Source organism: Streptomyces sp. NPDC060205, from assembly GCF_042728395.1.
GTDB lineage: Bacteria > Actinomycetota > Actinomycetes > Streptomycetales > Streptomycetaceae > Streptomyces.
In genome coordinates, this window is record NZ_JBHWZP010000078.1 from 18,157 (window position 1) to 33,075 (window position 14,919).

A 14,919-nucleotide genomic window follows, 5' to 3' on the forward strand; every position below is an offset into this window, starting at 1 on the left:
CGGTCATGCGCAGGTACGGACCGCTCCCGGTTACCCATGGTTTGGTCCCGTTCCGGCCGGATATGAGCGGCGCGGGCAACGCGGCGTACACCACCTCTGCACAGAGCGCGCACGCCTGCCGAAGGGGCGCGTACGCGAGCGAGCGCCGGTGCCATCAGGGCACCGGCGCTCGTATCGGCGTACAGGCGTGTTCGGACACGTACAGACACGGACGGCCGTGCGGGTTCCAGCATGCGGACGCGCGACGTCCTGTACCGCGTCAGGGGCGGGCGGTCACCGCATGCGGGTCGCCCACTCCTGGACCTTCTCGATCCGCTGGCGCAGCTGCCCGGCGGTCGCCTCCGCGCTCGGCGGGCCGCCGCAGACGCGGCGCAGCTCGGTGTGGATCACGCCGTGGGGCTTGCCGCTCTGGTGGACGTACGCGCCGACCATGGTGTTGAGCTTCTTGCGCAGCTCCAGCATCTCCTTGTGGGAGACCACGGGGCGCCGCTCGGCGGGCAGTTCGAGGAGGTCGGCCTCCTCGTCCGGCTTCTTGCGGCTGTGCGCGATCTGCCGGGCCTGGCGCTTTTGGAGGAGGAGCTGGACCTGGTCGGGTTCGAGGAGCCCGGGGATGCCGAGGTAGTCCTGCTCCTCCGCGCTTCCCGGGTGGGCCTGCATACCGAACTCGGCGCCGTCGTACAGGACCCGGTCGAAGACGGCCTCGGACTCCAGCGCCTCGAAGGAGAACTGCTCCTGCTCGCCGGTGTCCTCGTCCTGCTCCTTGTTCGCCTCCTCCATCTCCTTCTCGGATTCGGCGTACGGGTCCTCCTCGCTCTCCTTCTTGGGCTTGTCGAGGGCGTGGTCGCGCTCGACCTCCATCTCGTTGGCGAAGGTGAGGAGGTCGGGGACGGTCGGCAGGAAGACGGACGCGGTCTCGCCGCGCCGCCGGGACCGTACGAAGCGGCCGACGGCCTGGGCGAAGAAGAGGGGGGTGGAGATGGTCGTCGCGTACACGCCCACGGCCAGGCGCGGTACGTCGACGCCTTCGGACACCATCCGGACGGCGACCATCCAGCGGTCGTCGCTCTGGCTGAACTCGTCGATCCGGTTGGACGCTCCGGTGTCGTCGGACAGGACGACGGTGGCCTTGGTGCCGGTGATCTCGCGGATCAGTTTGGCGTAGGCGCGCGCGGAGTCCTGGTCGGAGGCGATGACGAGGGCGCCGGCGTCCGGGATGCCCTTGCGCACCTCCGTCAGCCGCTGGTCCGCGGCGCGCAGCACGCTGGGCATCCACTCGCCGCGCGGGTCGAGGGCGGTGCGCCAGGCCTGGCTGACGGCGTCCTTGGTCATCGGCTCGCCGAGCCGGGCGGCGATCTCGTCCCCCGCCTTCGTACGCCAGCGCATGTTGCCGCTGTAGGAGAGGAAGATGACGGGCCGCACGACGCCGTCGCCGAGGGCGGAGCCATAGCCGTAGGTGTAGTCGGCTGCGGAGCGGCGGATTCCGTCGTTGCCCTCCTCGTACGCGACGAAGGGGATCGGGTTCGTGTCGGAGCGGAACGGCGTACCGGTGAGGGCGAGCCGGCGGGTGGCGGGCTCGAAAGCCTCCAGGCACGCCTCGCCCCAGGACTTCGAGTCACCGGCGTGGTGGATCTCGTCGAGGATGACGAGGGTCTTGCGCTGCTCGCAGCGGTTGCGGTGCAGCATGGGCCGCACGCCGACTCCGGCGTAGGTCACGGCGACGCCCTGGTACTCCTTGCTGAGCGGGCCCGCGCTGTACTCGGGATCCAGCTTGATCCCTATGCGCGCGGCCGCCTCCGCCCACTGCTTCTTCAGATGCTCGGTCGGCGCGACCACGGTCACCTGCTGCACGACATGGTGGTGCAGCAGCCAGGACGCGAGGGTCAGCGCGAAGGTCGTCTTGCCGGCGCCGGGCGTGGCGACGGCGAGAAAGTCACGCGGCTGTTCCTGGAGGTACCGCTCCATCGCCCCCTGCTGCCAGGCACGCAGCTTGTTGGCGGTGCCCCAGGGGGCCCGGCCGGGGAACGCGGGCGACAGGTGGTGCGAGGACGCGGCGCTGGCGACGGAAGAGGCGGGCACGAAGGGCCCTCCAGTGAGGGTGTCGGGGGACGACGGGCGGGCGGTAGTCACGGTCTCCGTGGGGTGGTCGAGGACTGAGGGGCCGCGCGCAGCGCGTCAGGCAGGGTGGTGGCGGGAGACGGGCGGGCGGCGCGGGTACGTATGACGACGGCTGCGTATGACAACCGGGCCACCCTACCGGCGCCCCGCGAACGTCAACGCGCGGACAAGGCGGGGTCACCCTTGGATGGGACCCAGCTCACATCGGCTCGTCCCAGCTCGTCTCAGCTCGTCTCAGCTCAGCTCGCTGAGGGGACCCGCAGGCGCGTGGTCACCCATGCCCCCACCAGTGCCACGCCCGCCATCGGCAGGAACACCGCCACGAAGGCGGCCGGGTGGCCGCCGGATGCCTGGGTGGCCGCGTGGGTGACCGTGCCGCCGCCGAGCGCCGCGAAGGCCGCGCCGCCCGTGGCGAGGAGGACGACGTTGGCGAGGCCGTCGGACATCTGCAGGGCGGCGGAGTTGTTGCCGGCCTGGCCCGGGGCGGAGAGCTGGAGCAGCAGGACGCTGGTGGAGGAGATCACCAGCCCCATCCCGAAACAGCCGAACGCCCAGGCCACCGCCACCGTCCACACCGGCACCCCGTCGATCAGCACGGCCGGCGCGGCGGCGATGGCGGCCGCGGTCAGCACCATGCCCAGCATCATCAGCCGCTCCCGGTACGGCTCCACGCGCGCCCTCGCCTGCACGAAGGAGCCCAGCGCCCAGGTGCCGCCGCCGGCCGCCAGGGAGAACCCGGCGAGCGTCGGCGACAGGCCCCGCTCGGTGACCAGCATCAGCGGTACGAAGGACTCCGCCGCGATGAAGGATCCGGCGGCCACGCCGCGCAGCAGCACCACGGACGGCAGGCCGCGCGCCGCCAGGTAGGTGCCTCGCGGCAGCAGTCCGAGCACGGCGGGGACGAGCAGCACGGCTCCCGCCACACCCGGGAGCAGGGACAGCCACCGCAGGTCCTGGGCGGCGTACTGCAGCAGGCCCGCGCCCGCGGAGATGCCCAGCGCCAGCCGGATGCGGCGCCGGTCGAAGGGGGCCGGCAGGGTTCCCTCCTCGGGCCCGGACGCCCGCCTGCGTATCTGCGGCAGCGCGAGCGCCAGCGGCAGAAGAACCAGCACCGGTACGCCGACGAAGACCCAGCGCCAGCCGAGGTGCTCGGTGACCGCGCCGGAGGCGAGGGGGCCGACGATGGACGGGACCACCCAGCTCGCCGCGAACGCCGCCATGATCGACGGGCGCAGCCGTGCCGGATAAGCCCGCCCCACCACCACGTACAGCGCGACGATCACCAGCCCCCCGCCCAGCCCCTGTACGGCCCGGCCGAGGATGAACAGCCACATGGCCCCGGCCGTCCCGGACAGCAGCAGCCCCGCCGCGAAGGCCCCGATCCCCGCGGTGAGGGAACCCAGCGGGCCGGCCCGGTCGGACCACTGCCCGGCCAGCACCATGCCGAACAGGCTCGTCGTGAAGTACCCGGAGAACGCGAACGCGTACAGCGAGATCCCGTCCAGCTCCCGCGCCGCCACCGGCATGGCCGTCCCGACGGCCGTCGCCTCGAAGGCGATCAGCAGCACGACGGACACGATCCCGATGCTCAGCGCCCGGTAGGGACGGCTGAGCACGCCGTCCGGGGCGACGTCTTCGATCGGTGCGCTCGGGGTGGCGGCGACGCCGGTGTCGCCCGGTTCCAGGGAGGTCATGTTCGCCAGGGTAAGGGGCAAGACCGACATTGACCCCTGTCGGAAGACGGCCCCGCCCTGAGACCTTGGTCGTACGACCCCGCCCCCGCCCTTTGTGAACGCGGCATGGCAGTCCCGTTGCAGCCCCCACGACACCCTTGGCCACGCCCACCCCGGCCCGTACGGTCGACCCAACGAGTCCAGCACAACGGACTCAAGCTTGGCCGTGTGCCCGAGTGGCTTAGGGACTCGCCTGCAAAGCGAGGCACGTGGGTTCAATTCCCGCCACGGCCTCTGGTTCGGTGTCGGGGTCGGCTGCCTTCGGGTGGTCGGCCCCCGCGTCGTGAGAGGGCGGCTCAGCGCGTCCTTGGGCGGCTCAGAGGACCCCTCCCGCCTCGTCCTGGAACATTTCCGTCCAGTAGTGCCACTCGGACCCCGGGGCGGTGCCCGTGGGGTCGACCTTCGACAGGGTCTGCGTCATCGTCGTGGCGAGCTGGTCGTAGGCCTCCTCGGTCAGTTCGTGGGACAGGGACTCGTCGATCGTCCGCTCGCGGTGGAGCAGCCACAGGGTGAAGGCCAGGGTCGAGACGTCCGTGTTCAGGGCGTACAGCGTGGCGTCGGGCTCGCTCCAGTCGAGGATCGCGCCCGTCGCGCCGTCGACGATCAGGCTGTTGTCCTCGATCAGATGACCCAGGCGGATCAAGTGGTCCGCGTCTCGCGGGAGTTGGTCGGGGGTGAACACGTCCGGGCGCTCGTCCTCGTAGTACTCGGCGAGCGTCGGCAGCGGCACGTCCGTGTCCAGCTGGAACAGGAAACCGTCCTCGGGCAGGCCCGTCTCGCGCAGGAAGTGCCGCGTCGGCTCGTGGGCGAGGGCGGCGGGGAAGTCGACGTCCTCGAAGCGCACCACCCGGCCGTGCCCGAACTCCTGGTCCAGCAGGCGGGCCGGGAGGTCGAGAGCGAGCGCCGCGTCGGCCGGCGGACCCGCGACCAGGGCCATCGGGCGGATCAGCGCCGCCATCTTCCAGAACGGCGGGACCTCGCCGTCGACGCCCTCCTCGAACAGCGCCAGCAGCTGCCGCGACATCGCGGCCACGGCCTTCGGGCCGAACCGGCCCTCGTACGACGCGAACTGGCCTCTCCTCGCGGACATCTCGTCCGTCGCCGTCACGAAGTCCGTGAGCGTCCGGAGCGAGGGCGCCAGCGGGAGGCGGTCCATCAGGTCGGGGCGGTCATGGAGGAAGAACGTGGTGGACACCTCGCCCGTCGCCCCGTCGAGCAGCACCGACTCCGTCTCCATGCCGGCGGGGTCCCGCAGGGCGCCGATCACCAACTGGTCGCGCAGTTCGGCCGGGAGTGCGGCCGTGTCTCCCGTCGAGTCCCTCACCGTCCGCAGTCCGTCCCCGCGCAGGGGCTCGAAGGTCAACAGACCGCTGCCACCCGGCAGTCCGGGTCCCGTCAGCCAGCGGCGCGTCGGGGCGTGCGTGACGTACGGGCCCAGTGCGTCCTCGCGCAGAGTGATCCTCTTGCCGACGATGCCGCTGCCGGTGCCAGTGCCGGTGTTGGTAGTGGTGTTGGTGCCGATGCCGGTGTCCGTCGTGCTCATCGTTCCCCCGCGGATCGTCGTTCGCAGTCCCCCGGCAGGACCGGGCCGGGCGGCGCACAGCCATGCGCGCAGGCATGCCGCCACGCACGCCAAGGCATCCGGACGCGCCTCGAAACACCCGGAAAACGGCCCGCCGCCCAGCGGTCCTCCCCCACGACCAGAACACTACCCGGCACCACTGACAACGCCCCGGGATCGCGCTGACCAGCGGCTTCTCACCGGCTGCTCGCCGATCGCCCGCCGGCCTCGCGCCGATCTCCCGCCGGCCTCGCGCAGACCGCTCGCTGACGTGCCGTCAGCCGCGCCGCGCTCTCAGCGGACTCGGGCCCGCTCCCCGCCCGCCAGGATCGCGTCCACCGTCTGCCCCGCGGTCTGCTCGGACGTGTCCAGCCACAGCCCGATACGCGGGGTGTCCGCACGCAGGCCGCGGTCGAGGTCCGCGACGGTCCACGCGCCGTATCCCGTCTTGGCCCGTCCGGCCTCCCGCTCCGCCACGGCGCCGGGACACGGGGCCAGTACGACGACGTACAGCGGGCTCGTCCGTACGAGTTCGACGTAGGCCGTGAGGTTCGCGCCCAGGACCACGTCCTGGACGACCGCCGTGAAGCCCGCCCGCGCGTACGTGTCCGCCGTCGCCGCCGACAGCCCGTACCGCAGCCGGAGTTGGGCTTCGGCCTCGCTGTGCGGGCCCGCTCCTGGCTCGTACTCCGCGCGGCCGGTCACGATCATTCGCCGGAACACGTCACCCCGTACGTGGGCGGCCCGTGGCAGTCGCTCGGCGAGTGCCTGCGCGACCGTGGACTTTCCCGCGGCCATGATGCCGGTGATGAGGACCACACCGCCGTCCACCGCTCACCTCGCGTCCCGCACGTGCCTCACTGCGTCGCCGTCACCACGGCCGCCTGAGGCCTTATCGGCAGCCGGTTCACCGGGCGTCCCGTGGCCGCCCGCACCGCGGACGCGACCGCCGCCGGGGACGTGACGACCGGCACCGCACTGACGGCCTTCGCTCCGAAGGGCGCGACCACGTCGCGCTCCTCGACGAGCTTGACGATGCGGATGTCGGGGGCATCGAGAGCGGTCGGCAGGGAGTACCCGGTGAGGTCGGGGTGGCGGACGAGCCCGCGCGCGGTGCGCAGGTTCTCGGTCAGCGCCGCGCCGATGCCCTGCGTGACCCCGGCCTCGATACGGGCGGTGAGCTGCGCGGGGTTCAGGATGCGGCCCACGTCCTGGGCGAGCGCCAGTTCGACCACGCGCACCGAGCCCAGCTCGATGTCCACGTCCACCACAGCGCGGATCGCGCAGAAGGCGAGGCCCACGAAGGCGTCGCCCTGGCCCGCGCCGTCCAGCGGCTCGGTGGGGTGCGGGCGGCACTGCGCGGTCGCCCACAGCTCCTTGCCGTCCATCGCCTCGGCGACGGTCGTCGACAGCACGCCGTCGTACGAGGTGATCTTGCCGTCGGTGATCTGGAGCAGCTCGGTGGACATGCCGAACTTGTGCGCCAGGGGCTGCAGCAGCTGCGTACGGACCATCTTGGCGGCCCGTTCGACGGCGCCGCCGGACACCCAGGTGTGCCGGCCGCGGGCGCTGGGGCCTGCGGGGGGCTGGTCGGTGTCCACGGAGGCCACATGGACCTCTTCGATGCCGAGCGTCTCCTGGACGATCTGCCGGGCCAGCGTGGTGAAGCCCTGGCCGGTCTCCACGGCCGCGCAGAGCACGGTGGCGATGCCGTCGTGGACCTTCACGGTGGCCGTCGAGACCTCGTCGGTGCCCTCGGCGCCGAGCATGTGGACCATGCCCAGGGCGTAGCCGACGCCCCGCCGTACGGCGCCGGGTTCTCCGGCGCCCTCGGGGCCGCCGGGGAGCAGCCACTCGTCCTCGGGGGTGTCCTTGGGCAGGGCGGGCAGCGGGTGCTCCTGGACGGCCTGGAGCAGTTCGGCCACGGGGGCCGGGCAGGTGACGGTCTGGCCGGTCGGCAGGACGTCCCCGGTGGCCAGGACGTTGCGCAGGCGCAGCTCGGCCGGGTCGACGCCGAGCTTCTTGGCCAGCTTGTCCATCTGGGCCTCGTAGGCGGCGCACACCTGCATGGCGCCCTCGCCGCGTACGTGTCCGGAGGGCGGGTTGTTGGTGCGTACGGCCCAGCCCTCGATGAAGGCGTTCGGGACGACGTACGGGCCGCAGGCGAAGGAGACGGCGGCGGCCAGGGCCTCCGAGGAGGTGTCCGCGTACGCGCCCGCGTCGAGGAGGATCTGCGCCTCGACCTTGATCAGCCTGCCCTCGGCGTCCGCGTGGTGGCGGTAGCGCAGGAGGGTGGGGTGCCGGTGGACGTGCCCGAGGAAGGATTCTTCGCGGGTCGCGGTCAGCTTGACCGGGCATCCCGTCTTGAGGGCGAGCAGCCCGAGGGGGAGCTGGAAGCCCTGGTCCTCGCGGTCGGCGGTGGCGCCGGGCACGCCGGTGACGACGACCTTCACGCGCTCCGGTTCCAGGCCGTAGCAGGCGGCGGCGGTGTCGCGGTCGGTGTGCGGGTCGGTGGAGGCCACATAGAGCTCGACCCCGCCGTCGGGGCGGGGTACGGCGAGTCCGGCCTCCGCGCCGATCGGGGCCGGGTCCTGGCGGCCGATGCGGTACAGGCCCTCGACGACGATGTCACCGGCGGCGTCCGGGTCCCCGTGGCGCAGCGGGATGTGGCGGATGAGGTTGCCGTCGGGGTGCAGGGGCTCCGCTTCGAAGGCCTGCTCCGGGTCGGTCACCGGGTCGAGGATCTCGTACTCGACGATGACGGCGGCGGCGGCCATGCGCGCGGTGTCGGGATGGTCCGCGGCGACGGCGGCGATGGCCTCTCCGTGGTGGCGCACGACGTCGGAGGCGAAGACGGGGCGGTCGGCCCTGCCGCGGCCCAGCAGCGCGGTGCCGGGCACGTCCTCGTGGGTGATGACGGCCTGGACGCCGGGCATCTCGCGCGCGTGGGTGGTGTCGACGGACAGGATGCGCGCGTGCGGGTGCGGTGATCTCAGGACGGCGGCCCACAGGAGGCCCTCGGCCCACAGGTCCGCCGCGTACGGGAAGGTGCCCTCCGTCTTGGCGCGGGCCTCCGCGGACGGCAGGGACACGCCGAGGCCGTGCGGCGGCGGTTCCGGTGCGGTGCCGGGCTGCGCGGTGGTCGCGGTGGCGGTGTCGTTGCTCACGCCTGGCCTCCGTCCTGGCCGTACGGCTGCTCGTGGGGCTGGCTGGACTGGTGGGGCTCGAACGCGGACGGGTTGACGCCTCCGGCGCCGGGGCCCGCCTGGTGCGGGATACGGGCCTCGTCGCCGTCCGAGGAGTGCTCGGCGGCCGTGTGGGCCTCCCGCTCGGCCACGACGTCGCGTACGGCCTCCAGGACGCCCCGGTAGCCCGAGCAGCGGCACAGGTTGCCGCACAGGGCCTGGCGGGTCTCCAGGTCGGTCGGCGCGGGGTTGCCCTCAAGGAGGTCGTGCACGGTCATCGCCATGCCAGGGATGCAGAAGCCGCACTGCACGGCACCGCACTTGGCGAGGGCCCGCTGGACGTCCGAGGGCTGTCCGTCGGCGGCGAGGCCCTCGACGGTGCGCACCTCGCTTCCGGCGGCCGTCACGGCGGGCACCAGGCAGGACGCGACGAGCCGGCCGTCCACCTGGACGTTGCAGGCGCCGCACTCGCCCTGTGAGCAGCCGTCCTTGGCGCCCGCGAGGCCGAGGCGCTCGCGCAGTACGTACAGCAGCGATTCGCCGATCCAGGCGTCCGTCACGGGCCGTTCGACGCCGTTCACCCGCAGGACGTACGAGGCGAGGGGGTGGTCGTTGTGCGGGGCGACGCCCTCGGAGCCGTCGGACGCGGACTCCTCGGAGGCGGCGTCGGCGTCCGGGTAGGACGCGGCGTCCGGAGTCCCTTCGCCGGGCTCCTCCGTGGGGGCCGCTTCGGGCTCGCCCGCGGGGTCGTCCGCGTACTCCTGGCGGTCGTGGCGGGACGCGGCCCCGGACGGTTCCTCGCGTCCGTCGTCGTGGCCCGTGTCGCGCTCCACGGAGACGGCGATCTCGTCGGCGTGCGCTCCGGAGACGTCGATGATCTCGGCGGCGCCGTGCTCGGCGGGCGCGTGGGGCCCGGTTCCGGCGGCGGGCTGCTGCTGCTCGGGCGGCTGCTGGGCCCAGGGCTCGTCGGCCCAGGGCGCCGCCGCCCCGCCCGGAAGCGTGGCGGGCGGGTTGCCGCCCCACTGCTCGACCAGCGAGGACGTGGTGAACTCACCGGACTCGTCCGGCAGATCCCCGTCGGCGACCGGGATGGACCACTGTCCGGTGACGTCCTGGCCCGAGGCGTCGTGCCCCGTGCCCTCGTGTCCGTGGGGGCCCTGGCCGCCCTGTGCGGGCTGGTCGAAGGTCCACTGGCCGGTGGCCCCGGGGTGGTACGAGAACTGGTCCTGGGGGGCCTGGCGGTGCTCGTCGGGGAGGGCGTTCGGGTCGGGCCACCGTACGTCCTGCTGCTGACCGTGACCGGCCGCCTCGGGCGGTGCGCCCCAGGAGCCGGCGGACCCCGGGTCGTTCTCCGCACCCGTGCCGGGCGCGACCGTTATCGGCGGCGGTACGTAGCCGTGGCCGGGCGCGGCGAGCGGCGAGTCCGCGAGGAGGGCGTCGATGCCCCCTTCGGGGAGCTTGACGAAGGCGGTGGCGCCGTCGTCGTAGTCGCCCTGGGGCAGCGGGTCCCAGCGGCTGCCCGCGTGGGGCGCGCCCTCACCGTGCTGATCTCCGTGCTGGTCGTCGGTCACGACAGTGCCCTCCCCAGTGCTCGTCGGGCCAGCGCGGCGACGGTGCGCCGCAGGTGCAGTACGGCGGGCGGCAGCGGCGGTACGGAACCGTCCTCCTCGGGGGCCGGATCGGGGATGCAGGCCGCGGCGACGTACTCGCCGAAGGCGGCCAGCGCCTCGGGCACGATCGCGCGGTTGTTGTCCCAGTCGATCAGCGAGGCGACCCACTGTTCGGCGTCCAGGGGGCGCAGCGGCATCGGCGCTATGGCACCGACGGCGCACCGCACCCCGCGCCGGGCGGGGTCGAGGACGAGCGACACGGAGGCGATGGCGCGGCCGGGGCCGGTCCGTCCGGTGGCCTTCAGGAAGACCTGGGGCGCGTGCAGCAGCGGCACGCGCACGTACCCGATGAGTTCGCCGCCGCGGAGCATCTCCATGCCCGCGAGCAGGTGCGAGACGGGGATCTCGCGGCGGGCGCCGCCCGGGCAGGCGATGATGAGGGTCGCTTCCAGCGCGGCCAGCACGGGGAGCGCGTCCCCGGTGGGTGACGCGGAGGCGATGTTGCCGCCCAGGGTGCCCGCGTTGCGGATCTGCGGGGGTCCGGCGGCCCGCGCGGCGGCCGCGAGGGCCGGGATGAGGGCGGCGAAGTCGGGGCGCCCCATACGGGCGTGGGTGAGGCCCGCGCCGAGGAGTGCGTGGCCGTCCTGGTACTGCCAGCCGCGGATCTCGCTGATCCGGCCGAGGCCGACGAGTGCGGCGGGCCTCAGCTGTCCTGAGTTGACGGCGGCCATGAGGTCGGTGCCGCCGGCCACGGGAACGGCGGCGGGCATGGCTGCGAGCGCCGCCACGGCCTCGTCCAGTGAGGCGGGCAGCGTCACGGCGTGCGCCGCCTGCGGTGCGTGCGTGGTCAAACCGGCTGCCCCTTCCCGCTGCCCCACCTGGTCCCACCTGTGTTGCCGTACGGTACGTGCTGACAGGGCGGACGTGGCAACTCTGGCACATCTTCCCGGTTCCCCGACGCGGGGGTCCGCTAGGAGGCATTCCTACCCGCCACCAGCGGATGGTCCGTTTTCGCACCACATCGCCCGTCAGAGCCAATTGGCGGTTTTCGTTGCCCCTTGGGTGTCTTTCTCCGCACAGGCCACCGTCGCAGGGTGCCGCGCCGGACGACACCCCCCGGGAGCCCCCTCACACGTTCGGGGGCGGCCCGTCGATCGGGCGTCCGAGCACCCCGGGGCGCCGCTGCCAGGGCAGTGGCCCGGCAGGCGGCCGGTAGGCGACTCCCAGGGCGTCAAGTCGGGCGTAGTGCGCGGTCATTCGCTCCTCGAAATCCGCGAAGTCGCGTTCCGCGGGCGGCGGCAGGGCGCTCCAGGCGACCTCCGCGAAGGCCACGAGCCGCGGGAAGGCCTGGTAGTCCACGCGGGCCCGGTCCTCCATCACCTCGGTCCACAGGTTGGCCTGCGTGCCGAGCACGTGCCGCGCCTGAGCGGGGGTCAGTTCCGGTGGAACGGGTTCAAAGCGGTAGACGTCCTCCAGGGTGCGCACGAAGCCGATGGGCACCGGCTCGTCGGGCCCTTCGGCCTGCCGGTGGTCCAGGTAGACCTGCTGCTCGGGGCACATGACGACGTCGTGGCCGGCCCGTGCGGCCGTGATGCCGCCCTGGTAACCGCGCCACGAGGAGACGGTGGCGCCCGGGGCGAGCCCGCCCTCCAGGATCTCGTCCCAGCCGATCAGCCGGCGTCCGCGTGCGGTGAGCCAGTCGTCGAAGTGGCGGATGAACCAGGACTGCAGTCCGTCCTCGTCCGCGAGGCCCAGTTCGGTGATCCGCGCCTGTGCGGCGGGGGACGCCTTCCACTGGTCCTTGGCGCACTCGTCGCCGCCGACGTGGATGAACTCCGAGGGGAACAGGCCGAGGAGTTCCTCGAAGACGCCCTCGTAGAAGCGAAGGGCGTTGTCAGTGGGTGCGAGTACGTTTTTGGAGACGCCCCAGGTGTCCCAGACGGAGAGGGAGTGCGTGTCGATGACATCGGTGTTGCCGAGTTCCGGATATGCGGCGATGGCGGCCTGCGAGTGCCCCGGGATGTCGATTTCGGGGACGACGGCGATATGCCGTTCGGCGGCGTACGCGACGATCTCGCGGATGTCGTCCTGGGTGTAGAAGCCCCCGTGCGGCTTCTCCTCCCAGTGGGGCGAGGCGCGATGACCGAATTTGGTGCGTGCCCGCCATGATCCGGTCTCCGTGAGCTTCGGATACCGCTTGATCTCGATACGCCAGCCCTGGTCGTCGGTGAGGTGGAAGTGGAAGACGTTGAGCTTGTGCGCGGCCATCAGGTCGAGTTGGCGCAGGACGCCGTCCTTCGGCATGAAGTGCCGCGAGACGTCGAGCATCAGACCGCGCCAGGCGAATCGCGGTGCGTCCTCGACGGTCAGGTTCGGGACGGTGTGCGTGACGCCCGGCCGGACGGGTGCGCGCCGGAAGGCTTCGGGGCCGATGAGCTGACGCAGTGTCTGGGCTCCCCAGAACACTCCGGCGCCGCTTCCGCCGCGGATCTCGATGCCCCGTCCGGAATCGGCGTCGAGTACGTAGGCCTCCGGCGGGAGGGTCTCGTCGATACGCAACCGCACGGTGTTCGGGGCGTTTTCCGCAGCGGTCGCGCTTTCGGTGCCGGAGGTGTTTTCGGGGCCGCCGGCGTTTTCGGGAGCGGGCGGCAGCGAAAGTCCCAGGGCCGCGCCGAGGGTGAGGCGCAGCCAGCGTTCGGTGGTGCCCGTGCCGGGGCCCGCCGACAGGGTGGTGGCCGCGTCGAGCGCGACGCCGGGGCGGGCGGACTCCCGTACCGAGCGGGGCGCGGGGATCACCCGGGCCGGGGCCGCGGGGGCCGCGCCGCGCGGGTCGGTGCTCGTCCCGGTGCTCGGGTCGGCGCTCACGTCGGTGCTCGGGTCAGTGCTCACGTCAGTCCTTCACCGCGCCGCCGAGTCCGGAGACCAGGCGCCGCTGTACGAGTACGAAGAAGATCAGCACGGGAATCGTCATCACGGTGGAACCGGCCATCACACCGCCCCAGTCCGGGTCGTCGGGCTTGTAGAAGACGAGGAGGGCCATCGGCAGCGTGGACTGCGAGGTGTCGCTGATGATGAACGATTTGGCGAACAGGAAGTCGTTCCAGGCGGAGATGAACGAGAACACGCTGGTGGCGACGAGGCCGGGAAAGACCAGCGGGAAAAGGATCTGCCACAGGAACCGCGTCCGGCTCGCCCCGTCGATGTGGGCGGCCTCCTCCAGCGCCTCGGGGACGGCCTTCACGAAGCCCCGCAGCATCCAGATCGCGAAGGGCAGTGAGAAGGCGATGTGCGGCAGGATCAGCGCGCCCAGTGTGTTGAGCTGACCGAAGTCCCGCATCTGGAAGAAGAGAGGGATCGTCAGTGCCTCGACGGGCACCATCTGGGCGACCAGGAACATGATCAGCAGGGTGGTCCGGAAGCGGAAGCGGAATCGTGTCACGGCGGTCGCGGCGAGAAACGCGATGAGCGCCGAGACGGCGACGACGGTGACCGCCACGACAAGACTGTTGAGGAAGTAACGGCCGAATTCCTGCTGCCCGAAGACGCGCCGGAAGGAATCCAGCGACGGGGAGAGCGTCCAGGGCCGCGGCTCGCTCGACTCGATCTCCCCGGCCGGTTTGAAGGCGCTGAGCACCATCCAGTAGAGGGGGAATGCGACCACCGCGGCGATCAGCAGCGCCGAGACCTCGGCGGCCAGCCGCCACGGCCGCCGTACGGAACGGCGTACGAGATTTCGCACGAATCCGCTGCGCACGGAATCCGCGGACGTCATGGAACTCACAGCTCTTCCCCCTGCCTTCGCAGCAGCCTCAGATAGACGAGCGTGACCGCCAGCAGAATCAGCAGCATCACCACTCCGATCGCCGACCCGAGGCCGTACTGGGAGGACGCGAAGGCCTTTTGATACGCGTACACGTTCAGGACGAGGTTCTGGCCCGCGATGCCGCCGCCGTTCGTCATGACGTAGATCTGGGTGAAGACCTTGAAGTCCCAGATGACCGACTGGATGGTGACGACCACGAGGATCGGGCGGAGCATCGGCGCGAGCACCGAGCGCCAGATCCGCCACTGGGAGGCGCCGTCCAGGGAGGCGGCCTCCAGGACCTCGGAGGGCACGGCGCGGATCCCGGCGTACACGGTGACCATCACGAACGGGAAGGAGCACCAGACCACTTCGAGCAGGACGAGGGCGAAGGCGCTGTAGCGGCCGTACGTCCAGGAGTGGTCGCCGAGTCCCAGGACCCGGTTGACCGGGCCGAAGTCGGGGTCGAACAGGAGCAGCCACACCGTGGACCCGGTGACCGCGGGGGTCGCCCAGGCGCCGAGCGCGGCCAGCATCAGGGCGAGCCGCGGCAGGGCACGGACACGTGTCAGGAGGACGGCGAGCGCGCAGCCGACCGCGAGGGTCGACACGACGCACGCCGACGCGAAGACCACGGTGGCGAGCAGGACCTGCCAGAACTGCTCGTCGCGCAAGAGCGTCGCGTAGTTCCCGAAGCCCTGGAAGGAGGTCGGTTCCCCGCCGCTGACCTGGGCCTGGGTGTACTCCAGGAACGAGATCAGGCCGAGCTGGTAGACGGGGTAGACGAGCAGGCCGCCGATGACGACGAGTGCGGGGGCGAGATAGAGCCAGGGCGTCCAGCCGCCCCGGGCGAGCGGGGATCTGCGGCCCGCCGTGGGGCCGCGGCCCGGCCGGGGCGCCCGCGGGGCGCTCC

Annotated in this window: 10 protein-coding genes and 1 tRNA gene; 1 reads left to right on the forward strand and 10 read right to left on the reverse strand. The window is 72.2% G+C overall.

The features are described 5' to 3' along the window. Nucleotides 1-273 precede the first annotated feature (273 nt). Together ACFWGJ_RS16430 and ACFWGJ_RS16435 are read right to left on the reverse strand one after the other, a co-directional pair. Nucleotides 274-2,076, reverse strand: a complete 1,803-nt coding sequence (locus ACFWGJ_RS16430; RefSeq protein ID WP_384276558.1) for a DEAD/DEAH box helicase — start codon at nt 2,074-2,076, stop codon at nt 274-276. A gap of 278 nt (nt 2,077-2,354) precedes the next feature. After that, on the reverse strand, nt 2,355-3,809 hold the full coding sequence (locus tag ACFWGJ_RS16435; protein WP_387324589.1) for an MFS transporter: 1,455 nt from the start codon (nt 3,807-3,809) through the stop codon (nt 2,355-2,357). A 201-nt stretch (nt 3,810-4,010) separates the two neighbouring features. Here ACFWGJ_RS16435 and ACFWGJ_RS16440 point away from each other — a divergent pair. Continuing rightward, nucleotides 4,011-4,082, forward strand: a tRNA-Cys gene (locus ACFWGJ_RS16440). Nucleotides 4,083-4,164: 82 nt separating this feature from the next. Here ACFWGJ_RS16440 and ACFWGJ_RS16445 read toward each other — a convergent pair. The 8 genes from ACFWGJ_RS16445 to ACFWGJ_RS16480 form a co-directional block, all read right to left on the reverse strand. Continuing rightward, complete coding sequence (locus tag ACFWGJ_RS16445) at nt 4,165-5,391, reverse strand: SUKH-4 family immunity protein (RefSeq protein ID WP_387324590.1); 1,227 nt, start codon at nt 5,389-5,391, stop codon at nt 4,165-4,167. A gap of 312 nt (nt 5,392-5,703) precedes the next feature. Beyond that, nucleotides 5,704-6,240 carry an AAA family ATPase gene (locus ACFWGJ_RS16450; protein ID WP_387324593.1) on the reverse strand — a complete coding sequence of 179 codons (537 nt, stop codon included), beginning with the start codon at nt 6,238-6,240 and terminating at the stop codon, nt 5,704-5,706. Between the two features lie 26 nt (nt 6,241-6,266). After that, nucleotides 6,267-8,576 carry a xanthine dehydrogenase family protein molybdopterin-binding subunit gene (locus tag ACFWGJ_RS16455; protein ID WP_387324596.1) on the reverse strand — a complete coding sequence of 770 codons (2,310 nt, stop codon included), beginning with the start codon at nt 8,574-8,576 and terminating at the stop codon, nt 6,267-6,269. Further along, nucleotides 8,573-10,165, reverse strand: coding sequence for a 2Fe-2S iron-sulfur cluster-binding protein (locus ACFWGJ_RS16460; RefSeq protein ID WP_387324598.1), 1,593 nt, complete (start codon nt 10,163-10,165; stop codon nt 8,573-8,575). Before ACFWGJ_RS16460 ends, ACFWGJ_RS16455 begins: the two co-directional genes overlap by 4 nt. Beyond that, nucleotides 10,162-11,055: a xanthine dehydrogenase family protein subunit M gene (locus ACFWGJ_RS16465; protein ID WP_189775103.1), complete on the reverse strand. Its 894-nt coding sequence runs from the start codon at nt 11,053-11,055 to the stop codon at nt 10,162-10,164. Before ACFWGJ_RS16465 ends, ACFWGJ_RS16460 begins: the two co-directional genes overlap by 4 nt. 277 nt (nt 11,056-11,332) lie before the next feature. After that, nucleotides 11,333-13,000: a beta-N-acetylhexosaminidase gene (locus tag ACFWGJ_RS16470; protein WP_387324616.1), complete on the reverse strand. Its 1,668-nt coding sequence runs from the start codon at nt 12,998-13,000 to the stop codon at nt 11,333-11,335. Between the two features lie 94 nt (nt 13,001-13,094). Beyond that, complete coding sequence (locus ACFWGJ_RS16475) at nt 13,095-13,976, reverse strand: carbohydrate ABC transporter permease (protein ID WP_387324601.1); 882 nt, start codon at nt 13,974-13,976, stop codon at nt 13,095-13,097. A 5-nt stretch (nt 13,977-13,981) separates the two neighbouring features. Then, the coding region (locus tag ACFWGJ_RS16480; protein ID WP_387324603.1) for a carbohydrate ABC transporter permease at nt 13,982-14,919 on the reverse strand (938 nt) is incomplete at its 5' end.